This is a genomic window from Rhodococcus sp. Ni2 (assembly GCF_021352185.1).
Lineage (GTDB): Bacteria > Actinomycetota > Actinomycetes > Mycobacteriales > Mycobacteriaceae > Rhodococcus_F > Rhodococcus_F qingshengii.
Map to the genome: position 1 here is coordinate 647,149 of NZ_WOXZ01000002.1, position 24,736 is coordinate 671,884.

The following is a 24,736-nucleotide window of genomic DNA, read 5'->3' on the forward strand; positions in this document are numbered from 1 at the left end:
GGGCGAGTGTTCAAATCTGTGCGGTCAAATCCGGACTTTCCAGATGATCAGCGCGCAGAGACCGCGGACCGGTGCGGCCTCCGCGCGGAGATTCATTCCATGATCGTGGAGATCTGGAACTTGGCACCTAGTGGATCGGCCACCGACGCGAGACGACCGAAGGGCGTGTCCTCGGGATCGCGCAAGACGCTGCCGCCGAATTCGACGACCTTGGCGACGGCCGCATCGGTGTCGTCCGCCCCGAAGTACACCTGCCAGAACGACGGCGCCTCTGCCGGGAGGAACGAGCTGGCATCCATCAAACCGGCGACGACGGTGTCACCCTGCTTGGCCTGTGAGTACCGGAACTCGTCGCTGTCACCGATCGACTCGTAAGTCCAGCCGAACACGTCGGTGTAGAACGGCAGGACCGCGGCGTAGTTCTTGGACAAGGTCTCGTGCCAGACCGGCGCTCCGGCCTCGCCGACCAAACCGAAGCCGTGATGCTGATCTGCCTGCCAGATGCCGACGACGGCACCGGCCGGATCGCCCACGATCGCCATGCTGCCCTGAGGACCGACCTGCATCGACGGCATCATGATCGTTCCGCCCGCGGCTTGGGCCTTGGACGCCGACGCTGCCGCATCAGTCGAGGAGATGTAGGTGGTCCACACGTTGCCGTAGGGGTTTCCCTCCTGCTGGGGTCCGAGCCCGGCGATGGGCTGCCCGTCTTTGCTGAAGATCGCGTAGCCGCCGTACTGCGGGTCGTCGTTTGTGTCAGCCTGCCAGCCGAACACGTTGGTGTAGAAGGATTTGGCAACCTCGGTGTCGGAGCTGGTGAGGTCGATCCAACAGGGTGTTCCGTCGAGCGCTGTGCGTGCGGGCATCTGAAAACTCTCCTTAACCGAAACGGATACACAAGCAGGGGACGCGGAAATGCTTGGCCGAGGAAGGCCTGAATCTCACGCTACGCGCGTACCCCGACACATTCCCAGGGTTCGAGAGCTTTGGGGTATGTGTCCGTTTCGCGTTCCCCGGTGGGCCGGACCTGCCAACGTAGACGACCGCCGAATCGTTCTTGATACTCCGAAGTTGATGGGGCACTTGCTCGATCGGCAAGGGCGTTCCACCGGGGAGTGTTGGTACGTGTCAGCTCCTGATCAGCCCCGTGCGATCGAGCCACGCGAGCGCATGACGGGTGAACTCGTCCGGAATCTCCAATTGTGGGGTGTGGCCGGTGTCGCCGAGAATGATGGTGGTCCAGTGTGGATGTGCAGCAGCGGCTGCCCGTGCGGCCTCGACCGGGACAAGCCGATCGCGATCGCCGTGCATCAGGAGCGTCGGAGTCGTGATCTCTCGCAATGTCTTTCGATAGGAGGCAGGACGGGCGAGGGTCATCAGCAGTGACCGTGCTGCCTGAAGGAATTCGGCATCCTGGGTAGGTTCGTTGCGGCGAATCGCCGTCAAGGCAGCGCCCGCGTCGAGGACCGCGGGGTCGGCTCGCGTCGGATCGGCAAAACACAATCTGGTCATCTGAGCGGCCAACTGCCGGTCTGACATCTTTCGGCGTCCGAAGCCGAGAACCTGCTCACCGACGTACGGCATCGAGTAGAGCGCGAATTGGGCGGCGACGGTCAGATCGGGAAGTTGGACGGGCAGGGGGAGCGCCGGATCCACCAGGACCAGGCCGGCGACTGATTCGGGACTGGCATGGGTCGACATTGCCGAGACCATTCCGCCCATGGAATTGCCGAACAGGACGGTGGGCTCACCCACCACTGTGTCGAGAAAGCGATTCAGAAGTACTGTGTTGGCATCGACGCCGGTGTGTCGCCCACGGGCAGAGGTGAGTCCGAATCCGGCGAGGTCAAGTGCGTACACGCGCGTGCGCGCCGCCAGCGCCGGTGCCACCCGCACCCAGTTCAGGTGCGAGCCGCCCAGACCGTGAACGAGCACGATGGGCGGCGCTCCGTTGGGACCGCCGAAGTCGATCCAGTGAACGTCACCGCCGAGATCGGTGATGTTGCTCGTCCCGCCCCACGGGTGTGTGAGGGTGCTTCCGTCGACGAGTTGGGCCGAAACAGCGGATTCCATACCTGCCAGGATGCACCGAGGTGTCGTCGTAGTCACGCACTCGTTCCGGTTCGGGATCCGAATATGTGTCATCGATCACGGATTCTCAGGAAGCTCAGGAAACGGGCAAAACGGAATTTGACTGGTGTTCAGCACTTTTCGAGGCTGTCGCCGCTTTCCGGCGGCCGTGGCGCGCGTCCGGCGGAGGTCGGTTCGGGCATACTGAAAACCATGTGGTGGATGGTCGGGCTCATAGTGCTGGCCGCGTTGGTTTTGGCATCCGTTCTGGTCGGTTTCGTTTTCCGCCGCCCGATCGCCGAAGCCAAGTCGGCGGTGCTTGCCTTCGACGACGCCAGCTCTCAGCCCCAGCGCGACTGACCACCGTCGAGCGGAATTGTTGCTCCAGTCAGATACGCGGCATCCGGGCCGACCAGGAAAGCCACCGCGGTTCCGATGTCCGTTTCGCAGTCGCCGATCCTCCGGAGCGGAATCCCGGCAACAAAGGCGGCAGCCTCCTCCGGGCGTGCATCTGCCCACCGCTGCAGCCCCGGCGACGACGCGTGGGGAGCAACCGCGTTGACCCGGATCCCGTCGACGCCCCATTCGCATGCTGCCGCGCGACTGAGGGCTCGGACGGATTCCTTCACGGCCGCGTAGCCGCCGTAGCCGGCAGCGTCCCAGCGGACGGCCACGGAGCTGACCATGTTGATGATTGCCCCGCCGCCGCGCTCCTTCATGAACGGGTAACAGGCTTGCATGGTTCGCAGAGTCGCGACGGGGCCGGACGTCAATCCGTCGGCAAGGCGCTCCGGAGTGAGGTCGAGGACGTTGCCGAGCGGGTTGAGGCTGGCGTTGTTGATCAGAATGTCGACGCCGCCGAACAGTTCCACCGTTCGCGCCACGGCTCCGGTGATGGAATCTGCGTCGGCGATATCCATGAGCACCGGTTCGGCACGGCCTCCGCGTTCGGCGATCTCGTTACATGTGACGACGAGTTTCGACTCAGTGCGGCCCGCGACCGCGACGGAAGCGCCCTCCTTGGCGAGCGCAAACGCAACTCCCTGGCCGACGCCTTGCCCTGCGCCAGTGATCAGGGCCACTTTTCCATCCAACTTGCCCACTGCTGTTCTCCTGCTCGTCATTCAACGGTTCCCGAAGCGTTGTCCGAATCGCGCATTGTTACTCGTGGGTTCCCGCTGGATGAGATGTGAGTTACGTCCCACTCAGCGGCACCGCTTCAAATTTCGGTCGTCTTACGTATATTGTGAGCGCCGTTACATACCGGGCGCGCGGACCGCGTACACATTCCATGATGAGGAGCTAGACATGGCATTCACCACTGGCAGCAGCAAGACGGACCTCGCAACTCTCGGCGACTTCCAGAAGATCATTGCAGGCCTGGGCGGCGTTCTCGTCGGCATCGGCGCAGTTGCAGGTCTTCTCGGCGCAATTGGTGGCGCAGGAAGCTCGCAGCCGAAGGCTTGATTGCTTCGCTGAACCGGATTTACGGCCCCCGGCCCGCATTCTGAAGGTATTGCCTTCGTGGATGCGGGCCGGAGGTTTGCCTGCAGATGAATACCTGTGTCTTGCAGGCACATTCATTTTTGTGATACGTCGATCTTTGCCGGCACATCCACACCTTCTTCGTAGACCTGGGGCCCGAAGTTCGGCAGCGGAGAGAAGTCGAGCGCCGCCTCCGAACCGCGGTAATGGCGGAAGTAGAAGAGGGATCGGTCGGGCCGCACCAGGCTGTCCGGTTCGCTTGTCTTCCATCCCCAGTGGACGTCTGCTCGCAAAATCTCCGACAGCCTCAGTATGTTCTTGCAACCATGGCTCTGTAGCCCAAGGCATTTCAATTCCTCGACGTCTCGCAATTGCCCGTCGCGCGTCCACCTGGATTCGTAGACCAGAGCATCGAGAACGACGCGGTGCGAACCCGCTTGAGTAACGCCGGCAAGTAGAACCTCCCAGTCCAATCCTGGTGCGTGTTGGAGGTATTCGTCGGCGTCGATGAATGCTGCCCATGCGACGGTGTCGCGGTACCGGCTCACGTAATCGACGTACGCCTCTACCTGTCCGTGCACGATCCGACCGTCCGCGTCGCGCGGTTGCCAGTCGACGATCGTCACCGGAAGGTCGTGCAGTTCTTTGCGGAATGCGACCTGAACTTCACTGTCCGACATCGATCGGGTGAAGGCGCCGTAAGAGTTGCCTCTCTTGTCCTCGCTGCGGCCGTGCCAACGGTTGAGACTGAATGCGCTTGTCTTGCGGGTGGACCCGACGGAACCGGTGTTGTCGTAGAGAACAACCTCCCAGCCTTGCTCGATGTGGTGCAGGCACCAGTCCCTGATGAAGGGGAGATGTTCGCGGGGGAGCAGGACCGCAACCACGGCGCGGCGCCCGGCGTCAGAGCTGTTCGGATGATTCTTCGGATCCGTGATCACCCGACACACGATAGTGCTCTGCGTGGATGCGAGTTACTCAATGCTGCTCGTGGGAACGGTTGATCGTAGAACGTTGACACATTCGGCAATTTGTCTCATAGTCGAGTCATGACAACTTCTGTGTCACATTCGCCACGGTTTGTACCTTCCACCGGGGAGTCCTGGCGTTCGCCCTGGGCCATGTACGACGCATTGCGCGAGAACGACCCGGTGCACATCGTTGTGCCGGAAGCTGCGCCGCAGGACGACTACTGGGTGCTCACCCGTCACGAAGACGTCTACAACGCCGCTCGCGACTACGAGACGTATTCGTCGGCAAAGGGATTGACCACTGTCTACGGTGAACTCGAACAGATCGGGATGCAGGACAATCCGCCGTTCGTGATGCAGGATCCGCCAGTGCAGTCGGAGTTCCGGCGCATGGTGTCGAAGGGTTTCACTCCGCGTCAGGTATCGGCGGTCGAGCCGATGGTTCGCGAATTTGTCGTCGAACGTATCGAGGCGCTGAAAGCGCGTGGCAGCGGCGACATCGTCGTCGAGCTCTTCAAACCGTTGCCGTCTATGGTTGTCGCACACTATCTGGGTGTGCCGGAATCGGACCGTGACCAGTTCGACGGCTGGACCGAAGCCATTGTCGCTGCCAATTCGGCAGGTGGTGTGGCCGCGGCAGCGACGACGGCGCAGGCCGCCACCGGTGAGCTGATGATGTACTTCGCTTCGCTGATCGAACGCCGCAAGGTCGAACCGGGTGACGACACGATTTCGCACCTACTCGCCGCTGGACTCGGTGAAGACGGCGACATGTCCGGCCTGCTGTCGATTCTGGGCTTCGCCTTCACCATGGTGGCCGGGGGAAACGACACCACGACAGGAATGCTGGGTGGTTCGGTGGCGATGCTGACCGAACGCCTCGACCAGCGTCAGATCCTGCTGGACGATCCCGCATTGATCACCGACGCGGTCGACGAGTTGCTTCGACTCACCTCGCCGGTCCAAGGACTGGCACGCACCACGACGCGAGATGTGGCCTTGGGTGGCAAAGTGATTCCGGCAGGACGTAAGGTTCTGCTGATGTACGGTGCGGCCAATCGTGATCCCGAGAAGTACGGACCCGACGCGGCGGAGTTGGACGTCTTGCGTCGACCGCAGAAGATCCTCACCTTCAGTCATGGCGCCCACCACTGTCTGGGGGCGTCGGCAGCTCGGATGCAGGCTCGAGTTGCGTTGGAAGAGTTACTCTCCCGGATTCCCGACTTCCATGTCGACATCGACGCGATGCAATACGCGCCGGGCAACTACGTGCGCCGTCCGCTCTCGGCTCCGATGTCGGTGACTCGGCCATGAGCAACGACTGGCTCGGCGAGGGGCGCGCCTTGGCGGCAGCCGAGAAGATCCTCGACAGCGCGGCACAATTGTTCGTCGCGAAAGGCGTCAACGCGGTCGGTATGGCGGAGATAGCCTCTGCTGCAGGATGTTCCCGGGCCACCTTGTATCGGTACTTCGAGAATCGGCAGGCTCTTCACATTGCGTTCGTTCACCGCGAAGCTCGCAGGCTGGGAACTGCGATCGCGGAATCGGTAGCGACCATCGACGATCCGAGTGAGCGTCTGGAGACGGCCATACTCACTGCAGTGTCCGCGGTGCGTAGCACTCCGACGTTGGCTGCATGGTTCACCCCGGGTGATGCGAGTCTTGCCGGTGAACTTGCCAATTCATCCGACGTCATCAACGGACTTGGTGTCGCGATGCTGGGTGAACTCGGAGCAGGCACAGCGTCGCGGGCGCGCTGGATCGTGCGAGTGATTCTCTCGCTGCTCATGGTGCCGGGGGCGGACGAGAACGACGAGCGGACGTTGGTGCGTGAGTTCGTCGTTGCGCTGTTGATTGCTGGACGGGCCACCTGATCATCCCTTCCGGGTGATGTGCGAGGGCTGCGTGGGGATCGAGGATGAACCGATATCCCGACACAGGTCATCGCGAGTTCCCGAGGAGCGTAAGAGAAGATGTCTACACCGTTCGAACTCGACCCCAAGCCCGCCACCGAAGCGACCGCCTGGCAAATGCCCAGGTTCTCCGTGACCTTCCTTTCGACGACACCTTCGACTTCGAACTGATTTCTCGAGGTCTCGTGGCACCGCTCATCGATGGCGGACTGGTCAAAGGTGACAAAGGGCAGTTCATCTTCTCGTACGACGCCTACGGGTTCGCCGACGGCGATGCACCGGATACCGTCAACCCGAGTCTGTGGCGCCAAGCCACTTTAATGGGAAAGGGCGGTGGACTGTTCAAGCTGGCTGATCGTCTGTACCAGGTGATCGGCCAGGACTTGTCGAACACGACGATCATCGAGGGCGACACCGGGTTGATCATCGGTGACACTCTGATGTCCGCGGAAACAGCCGCTCTCGCGCTGGAGTTGTACTACCAGCACCGCCCGAAGGTTCCGGTCAAGGCAATCATCTTCACGCACTCCCACGGCGATCACTTCGGCGGTGTCAAAGGATTTGTCACCGACGAAGAGATCGAGTCCGGTGCCGTAAAGGTCTACGCACCAGACAGTTTCACGGAGGAAGCGATTTCCGAGAATGTACTTGCCGGCACGGCGATGACACGTCGCGGAATGTACATGTACGGATCGTTCCTGCGTCCGGGGCCACAAGGGCAGGTATCCGGTGGTCTCGGCCTGTCCACTTCGCACGGCACTTCGACGTTCGCCGTGCCTACCGACGTCATCACCGAACCGGTGCACGAAGAGGTCATCGACGGTGTGCGCGTGACGTTCATGCTCGCGCCGGGAACCGAAGCGCCATCCGAAATGCTCTTCTATTTACCAGATTTCAAGGCGCTCGGGTCAGCTGAGGACGTCACGCACACGATGCACAATCTATACACGTTGCGCGGCGCCAAGACTCGCGACGCCAAAGCGTGGTCGCACTACGTGCGTCTGGCAATGGAACTGTTCCCCGACGTCGAAATCATCTTTGCGCAGCATCATTGGCCCACGTGGGGCAACGACAAGATCTTGAAGCTGATGTCGGATCAGGCAGATCTGTACAAGTATGTGCACGATCAGACGTTGCGCCTTGCCAACAAGGGACTGACACCGGTAGAGATTGCCGACCAGATCGAGGTACCCGACGCGATCGGAAAGCAGTGGTACAACCGTGGGTACTACGGCTCGCTCAGTCACAACGTCAAAGCGATCTACACCTTCTATCTCGGTTGGTTCGACGGCGTTCCCGCTCACCTCAATCCCCATCCGCCGGTGGAGAACGGCAAGCGCTACGTCGAAGCCGTCGGCGGGCCGGACGCACTTCTGACCAAGGGCAAGCAGGCGTTCGACGACGGAGACTACCGCTGGGCCGCGGAGTTGGTGAACCATCTGGTGTTCGCCGATCCGAGTAATCAGAAAGCGCGAGAGTTGTTGGCGGACACGTACGAACAACTCGGCTACCAAGCCGAGAACGGTACGTGGCGCAACTTCTACCTGGTCGGAGCGATGGAATTGCGGCATCCGCTGGCACCGATGCCGTCCAACAACCCCACTGGCCCGGCCGTGGTCGCAGTGATGCCGCTCGAGCAGATGCTGGACTTCTGGGCAGTTCGCCTCGACGGTCCCAAAGCAGCCGATGTAGACCTGTCGTTGCGATTCGTGTTGTCGGACACCGCGGACAACGTCCTGGTCACAGTGCGCAACGGCGTGCTGAACTACGACATGGACAAGGCAGATGCTTCGGCCGCCCTGACTCTGACCTTGACCCGTGCCGTGTTCAACGAGGTGTATCTGGGAACGACCTCGCTCACCGAATCCATCAAGGCCGGAACGGCAAAAGCTGTGGGAGATCAGTCCGAACTGGAGACGTTCATCTCGCTGCTGGAGGACTTCGATCTGTGGTTCGATATCGTCACGCCGTGACTGGTCGACTCCATGATGTGGCCCGGGCGGGGGATCATTCGAAACGAGAAGGATCTCCCGCGCCGACCCGCACGATTTCGGGAACACCGGACGAATAGTCGACGACTGTGGTGGGTTCGGTTCCACAGTCACCCGAGTCGATGACGGCGTCGAGTTGGTGGTCGAGTTCTTCCTTGATCTGCCAGCCGTCCGTCATCGGTTCCTCGGCGCCGGGCAGGAGAAGGGTGCTGGAGAGGATGGGTTCACCCAACTCTTGCAAGAGTGCCCGCACTACCGGGTGGCTGGGGATACGCACTCCGACGGTCTTCTTCTTGGCGTGTGCCAGCCGACGCGGAACTTCCTTCGTGGCGGGAAGGATGAACGTGTACTGCCCAGGCGTAGCCGCTTTCACCGCGCGGAACGCCGAGTTGGTGACGTGGACGAAGTGCCCGAGCTGCGCGAAATCGGCACAGACCAGCGTGAAGTGATGGTCCGAACGCAGATGACGGATCTCGCGGATCCGATCGGTGCCCGAGTGATTGTCCATTCGGGCGCCCAGGGCGTAGCAGGAGTCGGTGGGGTAGGCGATGACCGCGTCGTTGCGCAGCATTTCGACGATCTGGCTGATCGCGCGCGGCTGCGGGTTTTCCGGGTGAACGTCGAAGTATCGGGCCATCAACTCAGCTTAGTTCAGCTTGCAGATCACGAATGCCGTTCACCGTTGAGACTGTGGTCGGCGAGCAAACCCGTCAGCTCTTCGGCGTAGGCGAGTTGCTTACGTAAGTGTGTGCAGCTTTCTTCCGCCCGGGTGTGGCAGTCGGTGACGAATTCGGTTGCAGCGGTGCGCGTTGACGCGTCCGAAGCTTCGTCGTCGAGCACTGCCAGAGAATCGAGAAGTTGTTTCATTTCTTCGAGACTGAATCCGAGCGGCTTCATTCGTCGGATTACCAGTAGCCGTTGGACATCGGCCTCGGTATAGAGGCGGAATCCTCCGGCGCTCCGCTCGGACGGAGTAACCAGACCGACCTCGTCGTAATGACGAATCGTCTTGATCGACAGTTCGGTGCGTTCGGCAACCTGTCCGATCTGCATGTTCGGCCCTTGGCCCGCATGTTCCGGCTCAGACATCACTCCCACTTTCCTCGCGCTGGGCCTCCATACTCTCAGTGACCGTCACCCAGGCGACCGGACAGGCGCAGGTGGCGCTCGGCCGATGCGTCGTCGAGCCCCACGATCTCGACATTCTTGCCTCTGGCCGCGTACTTGGTGGTGATGGCGTCTAGTGTCGCGACGGTCGACGCGTCCCAGACATGAGACTCGGACAGATCGATGACAATGTTCTTCGGGTCGCCGGCGTAGTCGAACTGGTAGATCAAATCGTTGCTGGATGCGAAGAACAGTTCGCCTCGAACCGCATAGACACGGGTGTCCTCGTCCGGATGCGCGACGTCGATCACTTCGGTGAGATGCGCGACGCGGCGAGCGAAGATGACCATCGCGGTGATCACTCCGACGATCACGCCGTAGGCAAGATTGTGGGTCGCGACGGTGACTACCACGGTGACCAACATGACCACTGTCTCGCCGATCGGCATGCGGCGCAGGGTCTTCGGATTGATGCTGTGCCAATCGAAAGTGCCGACCGAGACCATGATCATGACGGCCACCAATGCGGCCATGGGAATCAACGCCACCACATCGCCGAGGCCGACGACGAGTATCAGCAAGAACACGCCCGCCAGGAAAGTCGAGATTCGAGTGCGAGCGCCGGAGACCTTGACGTTGATCATGGTCTGGCCGATCATCGCGCACCCTCCCATGCCCCCGAAGAAGCCGGTGACGATGTTCGCGACGCCTTGGCCCCACCCTTCTCGGGTCTTGTTCGAGTGAGTATCCGTGACGTCGTCGACGAGCTTGGCCGTCATCAACGATTCGAGGAGTCCGACGAGCGCCATGGCCAATGCGTACGGCGCAATGATCGACAGTGTGTGCATGTCCAGGGGGACATCGGGGAACAGTAGCGTCGGTAGGCTCGACGGAAGCTCGCCCTCGTCGCCGACGTTGGGGACATCGAACGCGAAAACGACTGTGGCGGTTGTCAGTAGCACGATTGCCACCAGTGGAGCCGGGACGGCGTTCGTCAGTTTCGGCAGGAATACGAGTAGCAGAAGTGCGACTGCAAGGAGTGGGTAGACGAGCCACGGAACATCGATCAGGTGGGGGAGTTGGGCGATGAAGATCAAGATGGCGAGTGCGTTGACGAATCCCACCATGACGCTGCGCGGAATGAAGCGCATCAACTTTGCGACGCCCAGGAGGCTCAGCACGATCTGGAGAAGGCCGGCCAGAAGGACTGTCGCAATCAGGTAGTCGATTCCGTACTCGCGCGTCAGTGGAGCGACGACCAGTGCGACGGCGCCGGTAGCTGCGGAGATCATTGCGGGTCGTCCGCCGACGACGGCGATGGTCACTGCCATCGTGAACGACGCGAACAGTCCTACCCGCGGATCGACGCCGGCGATGATCGAGAACGAGATCGCCTCGGGAATCAGTGCCAACGCCACGACCAGTCCGGCCAAAACCTCCGTTTTGAGACGGTGAGGTGACCGGAGCGCGGCCCGAACCGAATTGTCGTTGGTGGATGAAGCGATGGTTACTGCCATGAGATTCCGTCCTGACGAGGTTCTCATACTCTACCCTCCTGTAAGGGTAGAGTATGACCGGAGATCTCGCTACGGTGCGAACTTCTGTCGAATTGTGTTTCCCCGCAGTGAATCTCGAATCGCGAGATTGATCGAGAGGGGAAAGGCCTGCGGCGGCGGTCAGATGTGACGACCAGTAACCCTTACCAAGTATTTACCTACTGTGTGGTTTTTGTTTATTGAAAAAGGGTCAACTCGGGCGCTGGCTCCGTTACAGTTCGGCGGCAAACGTCAATCAGGTTGTTCCGAGAGGACATCATGTCAAAACGCCTACTGAATGCTGCGCTCCTTACCGGCCTCCTTGCCGGTGGAACCGCTGTGTCCGTGATTCCGGCAACCGCGGCGCCCGTTGCAGAAACCACGTCGACAACGTTCCAGGTCACGTGCCGCGCAGTTCCGAGTGCGTTCTCCGGTCCTTCGTCAGACGGAAAGCCTGCTACGGTGCGGGTTTCGGCTCCGACGGTAGTCGCGCCAGGTCAGGTCTTCGACATCGACTTGGATCCGGGTAGCGTCCAGATCCCGAACGATGTGAGCGGCGCAAGCGTCAAGAAGATCTCGCGTCTGAAGATTGATCTGCCGATTCCGACCAACGCGGAGTTCGTTTCGGCGACGGTCACCGATCCGGGCAATGTTATTGCCGGGAAACCTGCTTCGGTGATTCGTGTCAACGAAGACGGCACTCCCGCAGCGGACGGTCCGATACTCCGGTTGTCCGGCGCAAACGAAGCGATCGGCAACAGTCCGTCATCGTCGTCGGGTGCGCACGGCGGGCTTGCGATCAATGCTCAGTCCGGAGCCGAGACCAACATCGTCTTTCCGAAGATCAGAATCACCGTAAAGGCCGGGCCGTCCGGCGCAGTCGAAACCAATGTGCGGACTTCGGGTGCTGCAGGTACTTTCGGTGGGCCCGAGTCATTTTTGACCTTCCTCCCTCAGGTCAGTCACTGGCTCGCGGGAACCATCTGGGCGCCCACATCCTGCTCGCCGCGCGACGCTGAGACCGGCCCCCTCAATGCCGGTGCCGGCGCCCTGGCATCCACGAAGATCGACGGGGACCTGGGGCCCGTTGATCCTGAGCCAGGCGCGGACATCGTGACTAAGCTCGAAGGACCGGCTACCGCCGCGACCGGTACCAAGGTGTCTTTTGCTTCTCACGTCGATCCGGAAAACACAACGGGAACAGTACAGTTCATGGTCGACGGCAAACCCGTCGGTGACCCGCGGCCGGTGGTTCGCGGTATTGCGCGCCTGGATCTCACCTTCGGTAAGGCGGGTACCAAGTCCGTGACTGCAGTATTCACCGCTACCGGAGACGAGGCGAAGTACACGTCGGCGGCACACGTACTCACGGTGACCGGTGACACCACAGGTCCGGTCGATCCCAACCCGACCGATCCGGGCACCCCGGGTGGTCTCGGCAGCCTCGAGTCCGTTCTGCCGCAGCTGCCGACGGGTTCGCTCGGTGGCAAGTGATCACGGTCCTACCTCACTGAACTTTCAATGGCCGAGTTCTTCTGAAAGGCAACACATGAACCCCCGCACTCTGGCAGTTTGCGCTGTCGTACCAGCACTCGCGACCGGACTCCTCGCTGTGTCCGCGCCGGTGGCAGCGGCTTCCGATACCGTGACGCGGACAGTTTCCTTCGAACACAAGTGCCGGGTCGACGGCGCCACCGATTGGGATTCGTCGTTCTCCGACAACATGGAGGTAACGGCGCCCACGTCCGTGCGTCCCGGCGAACAGTTCACAGTGAAATTGCATCCAGGCACCATGCGTAGTTCGGATTCGGACACCGGTCGTATCAAGTACGACATCGCACTACCGCAAGGGGCAACCCTGGTTTCGTACTCCCTCGTCGGTGATTCGTCGTCCAACTTGACCGGCGAGACTGCGGTGCTGCTCCGGGTGGGCGCAGACGGAAACGCAAACCCGGCGGGTGAGTACCTGCGAATTACCGGTACCGGCAACAAGACAGTCAACGACGGTCCGAGCGCGAACGACAACAAGCCCAAGGAAGGGCTGCAAGTCAAGGCGAACACGGACTTTCGTTTGCCGGCAGTCGAATTGAAACTCGAAGCTCGGTCCGACGAGGGAAATGCGACGACGCACCTGCGCGCCGGGGCGACGAGCCCGAGCATCAAGATCAAAGACACGAGCATGAGTTTCGGTGAGTCCCGGTGGGTCAATGCCGCTGGGTATTGTGTTGCTGCGGGGGAAGGACGCAACGCCCTCTCGACTGCCGAGGTCTTCACGACCAACCAGACCGAGACGATGGTCGCTGTCGCACTGGAGGCACTGACGGGCGAAGACGTCAAGATTGCGGCGAGTATCGACCCGAACCCGGGTGAGGGAACGGTCGAGTTCTTCGACGGCGATACGAAGATCGGCAGCGCCACAGTCGATTCCAATGGCCATGCAGAACTGGTCTGGCCGTTCCGCGACCAGGGCGAGCATCGCATCACCGCAAAGTTCTTGGGTACCAAGAAGTTCAGTTCTTCGGAATCTGCGGACAAGACCGTGACCGTCACCGTGCCTGGTGTCATCGTCGTCGAGCCGGTGGATCCGACGGAACCGGAAACTCCTGGTGGAACCGGAAGCCTCGGGGACATCTTCTCGAAGCTGCCGACGGGCTCACTCGGAGGCTGAGTCACCCAAACGGCAGGGGAGCGTCGACGTTTCGGCTCGAAGACGGGTGTGTGATCGAATACTGGAATGACAGGTTCGAATCATGCCGAGAGCCGCAACGCCGGCGTTCCCAGTTTTTCTCAATGGGAGTCTCCGTCACGTAAATCGAGCCAGAACCACAAAAGGTAGCTCACCAAAACTGGTGCCCTTTTACTACCGTTAGTTGACGAACTGCGCGAACCGCGGGTTCTTACATCAACAAGCCTTCGAACTCGCCGCTGCGGTTCAGGTATGAACAAGGTAGGGAAAATGCGCAAGGTTAGTTTGCTCGCGTCCGCTGCAGCAGTAGCTGTCGGTGTGGCAATGATCGGGACGTCTGCGGCCTCAGCAGCGCCGGGAACGATTCCTGGTCACGGACTGTTCGACGTGCCGTGGGAGGTGTTGCCGGGAACCTACACGACGTCTGGGCCCGTATCAGCTGACATGCCGTGCATATACGGCCGAGCGAAGGTCGACGGCGATGGTGAATTGAATGTCCTCGAGTTCGAAAGCACCCTCGAACCGGCGACAGTCACGATTCTCTTGACGGATTCTCGCTTCACCACCGCATATTGCGCTGATTGGAAGCGAGTGTCGTCAGTCGGATCGTTGGATCTCGGATCACTTTTCGGGTCATAGACGTCTCCGCTCTGATTCCAGATGGGCCTCTGGCCGTGGCCACGGACCTCTGCTATCTCGGCTAACGCTCGCCTCGCGGATGTGCTCGTTCGTCTCGAGTTTCCGACCACTCGTCGCATGAGTCCATGACCAGGGACTTTAGCCCTCGGTAATTACCTACCAATCGGTATATTCTGCGAAGGTACGGACTTCGTGAACCGATGTGAGTTGGCTCCGGGGGACGTGCCGGCCTCGCAGGACCGCCCGCAAAGTCAGCCCGGTGAGGCCACCGGAGTTCGCGCATTTCGACAGATTGCCGCTGGGTCCGTCCGCTACGAGGGGAGCGGACGGACCAGACGGCACGAGAGTGCCATGCCTGAACGTGGTCAAAGCAGAGTGGACGCGGGGATCATTGCCGTCGTCGCAGTCATCACCGGTGTGTTCGTCGCACTGACCGGTCACGGTCTGGTTGCAGCGCTCGCCACCGTAGTGGGCCTCGCGCTCGGAATGGCGATTGTGCGGTATCTGATCAAGGGCCGCTGATCACCGCAAGAGTTCAGCAGGTCGCGAGAATGTCTGCGATGGTGTCGTGTTCGGCTTGGGTGACCCACAAACCGTATGCCGCTTTGACTTCCACTTGAGCAGTCACGTACTGGCAGCGGTAGGCCTTGTTGGGTGGCAGCCACGACGCCGCGTCGGAATCCGACTTCTTCTGGTTCGTGGGCCCGTCGACAGCGCGCAGGTTTCGAGGGTCGTTGGCCAGATTGGTTCGCGTCTGTGTATCGAGCTGTTGTGCGCCCTTCTGCCAGGCGTCCGAGAGTGCGACTACATGATCGATCTGGACTGCAGAAGACGTGTCCTGGCCGCGGGTGAACGCGATGGTCTTGTTCGTGTACGGGTCACGGAGCGTACCGGTTTGGACCGAGCAGCTTTTGGAGCCGTCCTTGAATGTCAGGTCGGTGAGGTCACGCCGCAGGATGTCGTTGCGAGTATCGCAGCCGTTGTGGCCGAATTCGACGGTGACGTCGTCGGTCCAGGCGGTACCGAACAGCGCGCGGTCGTATCCGGTCTTGGGTGCGCGTCCCTTGACGGGGATCTGTGCCAGCAGTTCAATTGCGGCGGACGAAGGAGCCGAGGCTTCGGTCACGACCGTCGTGGTGACACCGGATCCGATTCCCGAACCGAGAGAAGATGTTTCGGGCGCGTCGGCGTTGGAATTGGCGCAACCTCCCAGCACGATCACGGCAGCAATGCCGATGGTGACGCCGGTGATGCCGCGCCTGTGATGTGCCGTGCGTGCCATGTGTGAGAGTCCATTTCTGCGAGAGATGAACTACAAGTATGTCATTCACGACAATTCGGGCCTAACCGGCACTGTCTGTCAGTCTGGTCGAAGGAACCATCGAGTCACCGGGACCGAGACGAGGACCCGCGGACCGTCACGAGTTTCGTCTGCGGCATCCCAGCCGTCGTACTTCTCGCCGAAAAGTCTCAGGAGGTCGACGAATTCGCCGACATCGTGATGAATTGTCGCGAGGCCCTGTGCGACCCACGGGTCGCCAGCGGATCCGTCGACTGCCAACGAGACCCGAGGATCGTCCAGCAGGTTCCGAACCTTACGATTCTGCTCAGCGCTCGGTATCCAGAATGTGTTCTGATGCAGTAAGAACCAGACCGGAGTCGTGTGCGGCGAGCCGTCGCTTCGGAGGGTGGTCAACCACACGCAAGGAGCATCCGCGATAGTCACGGTCCCAGTATCGGCGCCGGCGCGAGGTTCACCAATCGAGTGTTCGGAACGAACAATGCCCGGTCCTCGCCGTTGGCGAGGACCGGGCATTGTCGGGAAGGGAGTGGAAGCGTCAGATCTCGATCTTGGGGGTCTGTTCGCCCAGCTTGTGGCGGGCCAGCGCCAGGTTCGCACGCGCACGGTCCAAAACGAGGTACACGAACAGCGTCGACAGTCCGGGCGTCTCGAGGACGCGAATGAGGTGGTACTGGTTGCTCAGGGTGATCAGGATGTCTTCCAGGGTGTCGGTAATCCCCAAGTTGCTCATCGTGCGGAGCTTTGCTCGCACAACCTCGGAGTTGCCGGCGCCGGCGTACTCGAGGCTGAATGACGGGTTGCCGCTCATGCCGAGAACCATTCCGCTGTCGGCGTCGACGACGGCTGCACCGCTGGCACCGTCGATGCGCATCAATTCGCCGAGGATCTTGTCGATGTTGCTCATTGCTTCTCCTTGGTAGGGCCGAGTCGCGCGGGGCGACTCCAGGTGATGCTTCGGTGGTGAAGTCATCGGTACATTTCGAGGTGGAATTGTTGGTTGCGGCGTCGGGAGTGGGTCGGGCGGCAACTTTTCAGTTTGTGAGATTTGTGGGCTCGTTCCGTTCGGTGCAGATGGGCGGCCATTCGACGACTCGAATTCGTCGATGCGGTCTGCGGGTAGCCAGCCGTCTCCGGCGGGTGCGTTGAGTGGCCGTCTCGTATCCGTCTCGTAGTCCGGGGCCGGCGGCTGGAGTTGCGGATACACCGGTGCGGTCAGCGGTCGCTTGTACGGAATCGGCTGACCACCCGCGTCGGCGACGTTCGCGAACCAGGCGGCGTACCCGGGGTCGCTGCGATCGAGGTTTTGCCCGCGATCGTCGTCTTCCTCGCGGGAACCTCGTCGACGAAAAAGTCCCACTCGTTCCAGCCCCTTATAGACGAACTATTTCCGATCGGAGCGTTCCGGATGAACGCGGCAGACCGGACAATCCCACCCGTAGTTATTTTGCAGTTAAGTCACCGTAGCATGGGTTCGCGAACGGGGCATACAGTCCAATCCCGCAGTCGGGAGGGCGAGGCGCTCGGATTCGGCAGGATGCTCGGGCAATCGGCGCTGACGGGCGACGCCGGTCCGTTCGAGCGCCAGTGGCCCTCTGGCATCCTTGAGGGATGAAGAAAACGATCACCGGGTTCATCGGTGCCTGCTCGCTGGTGGCGCTGGTTGCCTGCGGTTCTGACGGAGACAAGCCGACCGAGGTCGGAACACTCACTTCCTCTGCTTCGGCGACCACCACGGCGACGTCGACGACGTCATCCGAGGCTCCGGCGACATCGTCGGAAATACCTACCGAGACCCCTTCGGTCGACTCGAGTGCTCCGGCTGAGGTCCCGTCCGACCCGAATGTGAGTTCGGCGCTGCCACGGACCTACGCGCAGGCGTGCTCCGACGTTCTCCGGTACCTCGACGCATACCAGCCGGCCATCGACGAGTCCGGAGAGGAAATGGGCATGACGCGTGAATCATTGGCAAACGACATGCTGACCTCCATCCAGGCTTATCCCGAATGGTCGAGCCTGTCTGCCGACGAGCAGGCCGAGGTCACTCGCGGATTCGCCGCAGCGACCGCGGGAAGTTGCTGACCTACTTTCAGAACAACGATTCCTGAATCGCCACGCCAGGGGACTCGAACTCGCCGACGGTGATGGTTCGACCGACCAGTCCGGACACGTCCGCGACAAAGCGTGGCGATTCAGAGTCGGGGTCGATCCGCAGCGAGGCGATCGAACCGGCAAGGCCCTCCAAATACAAGGAATGTTCGCCGGACTCGAAAGTGTGCGGGTACGCGATCAACGGTGCCGCATCGAAGACCATGTCAGCGCACGCCGGCGCCGTCCATTCTTCGGGAGCCTCCAGGATCTCGATTCCGTCGATGTCCGATCCGATGTCATTCAGCTCGTCTTTGATCGACGATACGAAGTGGTGCAACGACTTTCGTAGTTTCTCTCGATCCAAGGGCCCTGTCAACGCTTCGATTTTCCGAGACGTACGTATTGCCTGGCTCAAGTGGAAGTGCTCCGAAACTCGGGCTTCGAGGGCGCGAATGCTGTAACCGTCCGTCGACCGCGCTACGAACAATGCGCAGACTGCCCCTTGTTCGGCGACTCGCGGATGCTTGCGGAACTCGGACGCCGTCCCCACCTTCATCTGGCCGCCGGCGAATACGTCGACGTAGAGCCATTGTGGTTGTGCGAGGTAGGTACGCACATTCGGATGAATGTGCGCGCCGCTGACGTGTGCCTGATGAACCGTGGTGAACCCCTCACGATTTCGGCATCGGTCGCATTGGCGTCCCGCGGTGACCGTCGCCCCGCGGTCGCACGGCGAGTGTCCTGGACCTTCGGCGGTGAGATCTCGCCAGCCGAGGCAGCGGCGGCCCTTCGTCTCGTCGACGGAGAATCGCAGCACCGAGTCGTGAGTGAAGAAGGTCGTAGCGGAAGTGGTGTCGTCGACGCATCGGATCCGCGGTGCTGTCGGGTTCGACCAATCGATTCCGCGAACAAGCAGGGTCATGATGAAGTGTCGATTCCTTCTGTAGTTCGCAGGTCGACGCCTATGGTAGTCACTGGACATGCGGGTCAGTGCAGTGGTTGTGCCCCACGTTGTTCGAGCATCAGTGTCATCAGCCCGGATTCCTGACTCTGGGTGTTGATCATGTCGCGGGCGGACTGTTTCACCGGCCCGCTCTCGAGCAGGGCATCGGCGGCCTGCGCCATGGCGATCCCGCCACGGTGGTGGCGTTCCATCAGTTGAAGGAAAAGGACCTCGGCGTCGAGCCCGCGAGCGCTGCTCAGTTTCTCGAGTTCTTCGGTCGTAGCCATACCAGGCATGGAGTCGGTCTCGGTGTCCAGCGTTGCCGGGTGATGACGAGAGTCACCCGCGCCGCTCGGCGACGCCTCCATCCACGCCATCGGCGTTCTACTGTTCGGCGGGACACCGGCCAACCTCAGCCAACCGAGCATGACACCGATTTCCGTTCGTTGAACATCGTCGATCTGCTGGGCCAGTCTCGTCACCGCCGGGTCCACATCGGGACTCAGACGCGCGAGAATGAAGAGGGCCTGTTGATGGTGGGCCGCCATGTCGTGCACGAATCCGATTTCGGTTTCGCTCAGAACAGCTCTCTGCGTGTGGTTCTCGGGTGCGAACAGCGGACGTAGTGCTGCGCCGAGTACGAGCAGCATCAGTGCTGCAGCCACGAGTGCGACGGCTTTGACCGCTCGCGGTGCCGTCATGATCCCACGGTCGTCTTCTGGTCAGCCGGTGGTGTGTAGACACCGTTTTCGAGTTGCATGGCAACAAAGCCGTTGTCGGCGCACGTCGCCCACAACGTGGTCCCGCGCCATTCGGGCGGGGAGAAGCACCAATCGGTCGAGATGTCGCCGAGAGCGACCATGCCCGACCGCGAACTCAGTGCTTGGCCGGGGTCGAACTGGCCCTGCGCGATCGACTGCGCGATTGCCGGGGTGCTGAGAACGGGTACCCCGATGAGCGACGCGAGAGCGTGTGGCGAGTTGGCGAGTTCGAGATTGCCGCCGGTCCGAGCAGGTGGGTTGAAGTACGCAATTTCGTGGACGTCGAAGGGATCTCGAACATCGAAGACCCGAATCCCGCTCGAGATCCATCCACATGCCAGCGCCGTCGGGTCGACCGGGCGATCTGCCGAACAGTAGTGAGATTCGTACGCGAACAGCGATCCGCCGGCAGCAGACGCCAGCGCAGCGTCTTGATTCTCCGGCAGATTGATTTCGAGCTTCACTGAATTGACGACCGACGGTTCGTCGTCATCGGAGACGTCGATCAATTTGACTCCGCCGGAACCACCTTCGTCGACGGTGAACAGGTACGGCGAACCGTCGTAGGTGACCGGAATGCTGTGTTGGGTGGCCCACCCGTCGGTCCACGAGAGCTGGGACAGTTGGCGCACCCGAGGATTCGGGACGCGGCGCTGAACCTCACTGATGTCGAGGACATGTATTCCGCCGAGATTGTTCGACAAGTACATGCGATTTCCGTCGGGACTGATTCCGAAGCCGTGCGTCGACAACCCGATGAGGTCCTGCCAGACGACGCGTGGGTTGGCGGGATCGGTGAGATCGACGGCGCTCACCACGCCGGGAGCGGTGCCGGAAGACCAGTAGGTGTTCCCGTCCGGTGAAAATCCTCCCTCGTGATTGGTGATGGGCAGCAGCATCCCCAGATCGGTTCCTGGTCCGGGGTTGAGTAGTTTCGGGTGCGCGCAATCGGAGATGTCGTAGACCGACATCAGGCCGACGCCGGTCAAGAGCGGAACGCCCGTGCCCACCAGCAGCTTTCGCGCGGTGTCGACCTTGAGGCTCTCCCACGTTCCGGCCAGCATCGCGGGTTCGGTCAGCGTGGCGGTGAGAGCGGGATTGGCAGGATCCGACACGTCGAGAACTTGGACGCCCTGGGCGGGGCCCAGGAGGTTCCCGGGGAAGAAACTGCCGACGTACGAGCAGTGTTCGAAGTTGGTGGACGTGATCCCGCCGCCGCGACCCGAGTAGCCGCCGATCTGAGACATGTTGCAGCTGTAGCCGTCTCGGCTGCGTCCGCTGTTTCGGTCCTCGGCCGGAACATCACCCTGCAACCCGGTCTCGGGCATCGATCCCGGGCCGCATTCGGCGCGGCTTGCGGCGGTGGAAGCGACACCCGGATTCTCGTGGATCGAGCCCGGGGCAGTGGCGGGCTCAGCCGACGCGACGCACACGGGAAGGACGGTGATCAAGGCGACGAGTGCGATGGCAGATCTGGTTCTGATGGTCGTGAACGATTTCATCGAGTCCAACTCCCGGTGCGGGATTGCCTTTCGTATCTCACGGGCAGACGTATCTCACGGACAGGCAGCACGGAGGGCAGGCGCGTGTTCGAGCGCTCACGACGATCGGGTCGGGGTGTGAACCGGTGTCGGGCCGCAACCAACCGGACAATGCTGTCCGGTTGGTATCGTAGTGTGCGTGACATCGTCTGGCCGCGTCAATAGCGGATCTCTCAACAGAGGGCCGAGAGATGCGGCGCGCAATCGTGCGGCACTCGTCTCAGCAGCTCGTGAGGTGTTCGCCACTCAGGGTTTTGCTGCTCCGCTCAGCCTGATCGCCCGCACGGCCGGCGTCGGTCAGGGCAGCCTCTACCGGCACTTTCCCACTCGCGAAAGCCTCGCACTCGCGGTGTTCGACGAGAACATCGTCGAGCTGCAAGATATGGCTGCCGATCCGGATTCGACTCTCGACGATCTTTTTCGGTTGTTGGTAGACCAGATCACCACCTCCATCGTGTTCGTGGAGGTCATCAAGCCCGTCTCCTTCGGCGACTCACGACTGAATTCGGCAGGCACCCGCCTGACCGATCTCCTCGAAGGACGCCTCGAGGAGGCGCGTCGAGCTGGGAAGATACGCGAGTCCGTGACTGCTGAGGACGTGATCCTGGCGATCGCCATGTTCGCCGCGATCATGGAACGGACTGCCGAGAGCTCGCGAAAAGAAGTCGCGCACTCGGCCTGGAACCTACTTGTGCAGGGACTGGCCGGGCCGGCAGCGGCGGGCTGAGTCGCGTTCGCCTCGCGTCTCGAGGTGATCGCCTAGGCTCGTGGCATGGCTATTGTCTGGACAGTTCCTCGCGCTATCGGCTCCACCTTGCTCGTTGCTCCGTTGATCAAGGAGTTCCTTGTCGAGGGTGACGGCACCCTCGATGCAAAACTGACTGCGGTCGGTACGGTCTCTGCCTCTCTCGAGAAGCAAGTCGGCCGCACGTTCACCTCGATCAGCGCTGCTTCGGCGGCAATCTTTTCCGGTGCTGCCGGTTCCACCAGCGTGCCAGACGCACTACGTCTGGCCGTGATGCGCACTCTGTCCACCGAGGTCGTCGTCAGGAAGCCCGCTCCGCAGCCGTTCTCCGAGAAGGTCGGGAAGAGGCTGGGGCAGTATGTCTTTGCTTTGCGTGACCCGCGTAACGACCAGGTGTTCCATGTCGGGCACGGCACGGGAAATCAAGTATTCGCGCCGGTATTCGAAGCGCTCGGTGAACTCGCGAACCTCGAAGGAGCGGACGCTCCGGCCGAGTCGAATGGTGCTGTGACGGCAGCCAAGATCGCTCGGATCCGCGAGATCTACGACGCAGGTTCGGCGGTGGAGCACTTCGTACTCCTCCGCTCGGTCTCTGCCGCCACGGATTCGGCCGCCACTACCGACGAGGTCGTCCGCGGCATCGTGGAAGCCTTGCGGATCACCGACGCGGGAGAGGGTCTGACCAATCTCGCAGGCGATACCTCGGACAAGGACGCCCGAGCGACCCGCGTCGAGGAACTCGCATTGCGCTACTCGGCTGATCCCGCGCCGGAACTCCCGACGCCGAGCATCGTCCTCCACGTACCGGCCTCCGCCCGTCCGGGAGCAACGCCGGAAGAGATCTACGAACTCGCGCGCGCCGAGTGGTCTGCCGGTGCGGCTGTTCGTGCCGAGATCGGAATTCCCGTTCTGGTGTTTGCCGACAGCATCATTCGTGGTGCCTTCCGTGCTCAGTCATGGGAGGTGTCCACCCGCAATGCCGACGGAAGCCAACTGTGGCGGTTCAACGGAACCGTCGACGACGAGCTTGCTGCCAAGTACGTCGGAACCGAGGTCACCCCACACAACGTCGGACTGAAGAAGTGGCCCGTCAGTGGTTGGGTCACGAGGTTGACTACCGCCCGTCCAGGTGCGGTCATGCCGGGACCTCGTAAGTCCAAGTAACGCAACAACTTCAGGTAGAAGGAATTGTGGGGGCGGGATCCGTTCGGATCCAGCCCCCACAATATCGTTGCCCGGGGTTGTCAGCCGAGCAATCCGCTTCCCAGATAGTCGTTCTCGGTGCATCCCGGCGGAATGAGATACACCGCAGAACCGATCGGCGTCGTCCACTCGTTGAGTGCGTCGAAGTCACTCAATCGCTGTTGGACCGGTAGATATTGCTCGGCGATGTCCCGTTGGAATGCTGCGAAGATCAATCCCGAATTCGAGGTCTGCCCGCTCTCGGGTGCGTCGTCGTAGTTGTATGCCCGACGGAAGAACTGCTCCTTCTCATGCGTCTGGTGGGCTCGCGCGATGTGTGATCCTGGCGGGATCACCGGAATCCCGAACTTGTCCGTGAGTGTGAAATCCGCTTCGTCGAATTCGTTGGTTCCGTTGAGCGGAGCGCCATTGGACAACGTGCGCCCCATCGTGAGTTCGCGCCCCGAACGGTCGAGTTCGTCCCAGGTATCCATTTCCATGCGAATGCGTCGCAGTACCAACGAGGTTCCGCCCGCCAGCCACGGTTGACCGGCGCCGTCGTGCCAGATCAGTGAATCGAAATCCACTGTTCCCGGAGCAGGATTGACCGTCCCGTCCACTTGGCCCATGAGATTGCGCATCGTGGTTCCCTCGGGCGTGGTGCCGCGAGCGTTGCGGAATCCCTTTTGTGTCCACCGGATTGTCGTCAGTGATCGGACGTTCTTGGTCAGAACTCGCACAGCATGAGCAATGGTCACCGGATCGTCGCCACAAATCTGCAGCAACAGGTCCGACCCGCCCCATCGGTCGTCAAGTCGGTCGATCTCGTAGCTCGGCAACGGCTCGAACCAGTCCGGTTGACGTGCTTGCAATCCCAGCTTGGTGAACAGGCCAGGACCGTAGCCGACGGTCACCGTCAAGCGTGCCGGATCCACAGCCAGTTCCCGTTCGGTGTCCGCCAACGCCGGGTTGCCCGCGGTGAGCCGTGACGCATCCTCGGACCACATCTTCATGATTCCGACGACGACTGCTCGATCGGTTCCAGGCAAGAGGTCGAACCCGATGAAGGTGCCGTGCGCTTGCGGCGTGGTGTCGATGCCGGCTTGGTGGACTCCGTAGAACGGTTCCACCAGCTTGCCTGCTTGCTGCTCCTGTTGGCTGCGCTCGACCACTGTGGTTGCGCCCCAGGTTATTCCCGCCACGCCGAGCGCGGCGGCGCCTCCTCCGAGAAGGCGCCGCCGACTGACTGCTCGGCTGGGCGGGTTCGTGTTCTCAGCCACCGTGATTCGGGTCGTAGTTCTCCTGATTACCGGAGAAGTCGCGAATCTGGGCTGTGAACGTGGTGCTGGAACCGTCGTCGTAGATCAAGGTGAGGTCGGTTTCTGCGCCTGGGAGCAGCGGCGCGGACAGGTCCATGAACATGAGGTGGTCACCGCCCGGGGTGAGGGAGGCGGACCCGTTGGCAGGGACCAGGAAACCGCCGTCCTTGGGACGCATCGTCATCGTTCCGCCGTCGCCGGTCACGACTTCGTGCAGTTCGAGTCGAGACGACGCGGGGCTGGTGGCCGAGACCACGCGTACGTCCTTGTCACTGGAGTTGACGAGTTCGGCGAACGCCGCGCTCATTCCTTCCTGCGCGGCCTTGACCCATTGATCCTGAACTGTGATGGATTGTGCAGCTTCGGTTTCCTTGTCGGAGTTGGAAGAACAGCCGGTCAGGGCGAGAGCTGCGGACAGTGCAACAGCTGCGAATATCTTTGTGCGAACAGTCATGTG

General features: G+C 61.5%; 26 protein-coding genes and 1 pseudogene. 12 read left to right on the top strand and 15 right to left on the bottom strand.

Annotated elements, in window-relative coordinates:
- Window positions 1-92 precede the first annotated feature (92 nt).
- Both GN300_RS16505 and GN300_RS16510 read right to left on the bottom strand, forming a co-directional pair.
- Window positions 93-866, bottom strand: coding sequence for a VOC family protein (locus tag GN300_RS16505; protein ID WP_042452552.1), 774 nt, complete (start codon window positions 864-866; stop codon window positions 93-95).
- A 262-nt stretch (window positions 867-1,128) separates the two neighbouring features.
- Window positions 1,129-2,073 carry an alpha/beta fold hydrolase gene (locus GN300_RS16510; RefSeq protein ID WP_063314941.1) on the bottom strand — a complete coding sequence of 315 codons (945 nt, stop codon included), beginning with the start codon at window positions 2,071-2,073 and terminating at the stop codon, window positions 1,129-1,131.
- Window positions 2,074-2,292: 219 nt separating this feature from the next.
- Here GN300_RS16510 and GN300_RS16515 point away from each other — a divergent pair, with 219 nt between their 5' ends.
- Complete coding sequence (locus GN300_RS16515) at window positions 2,293-2,430, top strand: hypothetical protein (RefSeq protein WP_003945592.1); 138 nt, start codon at window positions 2,293-2,295, stop codon at window positions 2,428-2,430.
- On the opposite strand, the gene GN300_RS16520 is transcribed toward GN300_RS16515, so the two are convergent.
- Window positions 2,412-3,173, bottom strand: a complete 762-nt coding sequence (locus GN300_RS16520) for an SDR family NAD(P)-dependent oxidoreductase (RefSeq protein ID WP_042452547.1) — start codon at window positions 3,171-3,173, stop codon at window positions 2,412-2,414. The genes GN300_RS16515 and GN300_RS16520 overlap by 19 nt on opposite strands.
- A gap of 205 nt (window positions 3,174-3,378) precedes the next feature.
- On the opposite strand from GN300_RS16520, the gene GN300_RS16525 reads away from it, so the two are divergent.
- The gene (locus GN300_RS16525; protein WP_156423205.1) at window positions 3,379-3,537 is read left to right on the top strand and encodes a hypothetical protein; all 159 of its coding nucleotides are present in this window, start codon (window positions 3,379-3,381) and stop codon (window positions 3,535-3,537) included.
- Window positions 3,538-3,650: 113 nt separating this feature from the next.
- Here the strand turns inward: GN300_RS16525 and GN300_RS16530 are convergent, their stop codons facing one another.
- Complete coding sequence (locus GN300_RS16530) at window positions 3,651-4,496, bottom strand: hypothetical protein (RefSeq protein ID WP_063314940.1); 846 nt, start codon at window positions 4,494-4,496, stop codon at window positions 3,651-3,653.
- A 108-nt stretch (window positions 4,497-4,604) separates the two neighbouring features.
- Between GN300_RS16530 and GN300_RS16535 the strand changes: the two genes are divergently transcribed.
- From GN300_RS16535 to GN300_RS16545, 3 genes are all read left to right on the top strand, one after another.
- On the top strand, window positions 4,605-5,840 hold the full coding sequence (locus GN300_RS16535) for a cytochrome P450 (RefSeq protein ID WP_063314939.1): 1,236 nt from the start codon (window positions 4,605-4,607) through the stop codon (window positions 5,838-5,840).
- Window positions 5,837-6,400 (top strand): TetR/AcrR family transcriptional regulator, encoded by a 564-nt coding sequence (locus GN300_RS16540; RefSeq protein ID WP_054826166.1) that lies wholly within the window; start codon window positions 5,837-5,839, stop codon window positions 6,398-6,400. Before GN300_RS16535 ends, GN300_RS16540 begins: the two co-directional genes overlap by 4 nt.
- Window positions 6,401-6,624: 224 nt before the next feature.
- Window positions 6,625-8,412 (top strand): alkyl/aryl-sulfatase, encoded by a 1,788-nt coding sequence (locus GN300_RS16545; RefSeq protein WP_233405658.1) that lies wholly within the window; start codon window positions 6,625-6,627, stop codon window positions 8,410-8,412.
- A gap of 34 nt (window positions 8,413-8,446) precedes the next feature.
- Here GN300_RS16545 and GN300_RS16550 read toward each other — a convergent pair whose 3' ends face one another.
- The 3 genes from GN300_RS16550 to GN300_RS16560 are packed head-to-tail and all read right to left on the bottom strand — an operon-like array spanning window position 8,447 to window position 11,054.
- The gene (locus GN300_RS16550) at window positions 8,447-9,067 is read right to left on the bottom strand and encodes an L-threonylcarbamoyladenylate synthase (RefSeq protein WP_003945756.1); all 621 of its coding nucleotides are present in this window, start codon (window positions 9,065-9,067) and stop codon (window positions 8,447-8,449) included.
- A 26-nt stretch (window positions 9,068-9,093) separates the two neighbouring features.
- Entirely contained in the window at window positions 9,094-9,519 is a 426-nt protein-coding gene (locus GN300_RS16555; RefSeq protein ID WP_063314938.1) for a MerR family transcriptional regulator, read from the bottom strand.
- Between the two features lie 35 nt (window positions 9,520-9,554).
- On the bottom strand, window positions 9,555-11,054 hold the full coding sequence (locus tag GN300_RS16560) for a SulP family inorganic anion transporter (protein ID WP_233405659.1): 1,500 nt from the start codon (window positions 11,052-11,054) through the stop codon (window positions 9,555-9,557).
- 297 nt (window positions 11,055-11,351) lie between these two features.
- Here GN300_RS16560 and GN300_RS16565 point away from each other — a divergent pair, with 297 nt between their 5' ends.
- From GN300_RS16565 to GN300_RS16580, 4 genes are all read left to right on the top strand, one after another.
- Window positions 11,352-12,566, top strand: a complete 1,215-nt coding sequence (locus GN300_RS16565; protein WP_063314936.1) for an Ig-like domain-containing protein — start codon at window positions 11,352-11,354, stop codon at window positions 12,564-12,566.
- A 55-nt stretch (window positions 12,567-12,621) separates the two neighbouring features.
- Window positions 12,622-13,740 (top strand): Ig-like domain-containing protein, encoded by a 1,119-nt coding sequence (locus GN300_RS16570; protein WP_063314935.1) that lies wholly within the window; start codon window positions 12,622-12,624, stop codon window positions 13,738-13,740.
- Between the two features lie 288 nt (window positions 13,741-14,028).
- Complete coding sequence (locus GN300_RS16575) at window positions 14,029-14,397, top strand: hypothetical protein (protein ID WP_029537646.1); 369 nt, start codon at window positions 14,029-14,031, stop codon at window positions 14,395-14,397.
- 351 nt (window positions 14,398-14,748) lie between these two features.
- Window positions 14,749-14,919, top strand: a complete 171-nt coding sequence (locus tag GN300_RS16580) for a hypothetical protein (protein WP_007734610.1) — start codon at window positions 14,749-14,751, stop codon at window positions 14,917-14,919.
- A gap of 16 nt (window positions 14,920-14,935) precedes the next feature.
- On the opposite strand, the pseudogene GN300_RS16585 reads toward GN300_RS16580, so the two are convergent.
- The 3 genes and pseudogenes from GN300_RS16585 to GN300_RS16595 all read right to left on the bottom strand — a co-directional run.
- Window positions 14,936-15,679, bottom strand: a pseudogene (locus tag GN300_RS16585) (HNH endonuclease family protein); the annotation flags it as partial.
- A gap of 78 nt (window positions 15,680-15,757) precedes the next feature.
- Window positions 15,758-16,123: a pyridoxamine 5'-phosphate oxidase family protein gene (locus tag GN300_RS16590; RefSeq protein ID WP_047269305.1), complete on the bottom strand. Its 366-nt coding sequence runs from the start codon at window positions 16,121-16,123 to the stop codon at window positions 15,758-15,760.
- A gap of 112 nt (window positions 16,124-16,235) precedes the next feature.
- A complete protein-coding gene (locus GN300_RS16595; RefSeq protein WP_020906454.1) occupies window positions 16,236-16,604 on the bottom strand; it encodes a hypothetical protein in 369 nt (122 codons plus the stop codon).
- Between the two features lie 704 nt (window positions 16,605-17,308).
- Between GN300_RS16595 and GN300_RS16600 the strand changes: the two genes are divergently transcribed.
- Window positions 17,309-17,779 (top strand): hypothetical protein, encoded by a 471-nt coding sequence (locus tag GN300_RS16600; RefSeq protein WP_003945723.1) that lies wholly within the window; start codon window positions 17,309-17,311, stop codon window positions 17,777-17,779.
- A 7-nt stretch (window positions 17,780-17,786) separates the two neighbouring features.
- On the opposite strand, the gene GN300_RS16605 is transcribed toward GN300_RS16600, so the two are convergent.
- From GN300_RS16605 to GN300_RS16615, 3 genes are all read right to left on the bottom strand, one after another.
- Window positions 17,787-18,710: a DUF2797 domain-containing protein gene (locus GN300_RS16605; RefSeq protein ID WP_054187969.1), complete on the bottom strand. Its 924-nt coding sequence runs from the start codon at window positions 18,708-18,710 to the stop codon at window positions 17,787-17,789.
- A gap of 65 nt (window positions 18,711-18,775) precedes the next feature.
- The gene (locus GN300_RS16610; protein ID WP_007734614.1) at window positions 18,776-19,432 is read right to left on the bottom strand and encodes a DUF305 domain-containing protein; all 657 of its coding nucleotides are present in this window, start codon (window positions 19,430-19,432) and stop codon (window positions 18,776-18,778) included.
- Window positions 19,429-20,994 (bottom strand): LVIVD repeat-containing protein, encoded by a 1,566-nt coding sequence (locus GN300_RS16615; protein ID WP_063314932.1) that lies wholly within the window; start codon window positions 20,992-20,994, stop codon window positions 19,429-19,431. Before GN300_RS16615 ends, GN300_RS16610 begins: the two co-directional genes overlap by 4 nt.
- Window positions 20,995-21,172: 178 nt before the next feature.
- On the opposite strand from GN300_RS16615, the gene GN300_RS16620 reads away from it, so the two are divergent.
- Window positions 21,173-21,760 (top strand): TetR/AcrR family transcriptional regulator, encoded by a 588-nt coding sequence (locus GN300_RS16620; protein ID WP_223304676.1) that lies wholly within the window; start codon window positions 21,173-21,175, stop codon window positions 21,758-21,760.
- Window positions 21,761-21,805: 45 nt separating this feature from the next.
- Complete coding sequence (locus GN300_RS16625) at window positions 21,806-22,942, top strand: GIY-YIG nuclease family protein (protein WP_054800699.1); 1,137 nt, start codon at window positions 21,806-21,808, stop codon at window positions 22,940-22,942.
- A gap of 80 nt (window positions 22,943-23,022) precedes the next feature.
- Here GN300_RS16625 and GN300_RS16630 read toward each other — a convergent pair whose 3' ends face one another.
- The gene (locus tag GN300_RS16630; protein WP_063314931.1) at window positions 23,023-24,240 is read right to left on the bottom strand and encodes a Dyp-type peroxidase; all 1,218 of its coding nucleotides are present in this window, start codon (window positions 24,238-24,240) and stop codon (window positions 23,023-23,025) included.
- Window positions 24,233-24,733, bottom strand: a complete 501-nt coding sequence (locus GN300_RS16635; protein ID WP_063314930.1) for a copper chaperone PCu(A)C — start codon at window positions 24,731-24,733, stop codon at window positions 24,233-24,235. The genes GN300_RS16630 and GN300_RS16635 overlap by 8 nt, the downstream gene beginning before the upstream one ends.
- Window positions 24,734-24,736: the final 3 nt, after the last annotated feature.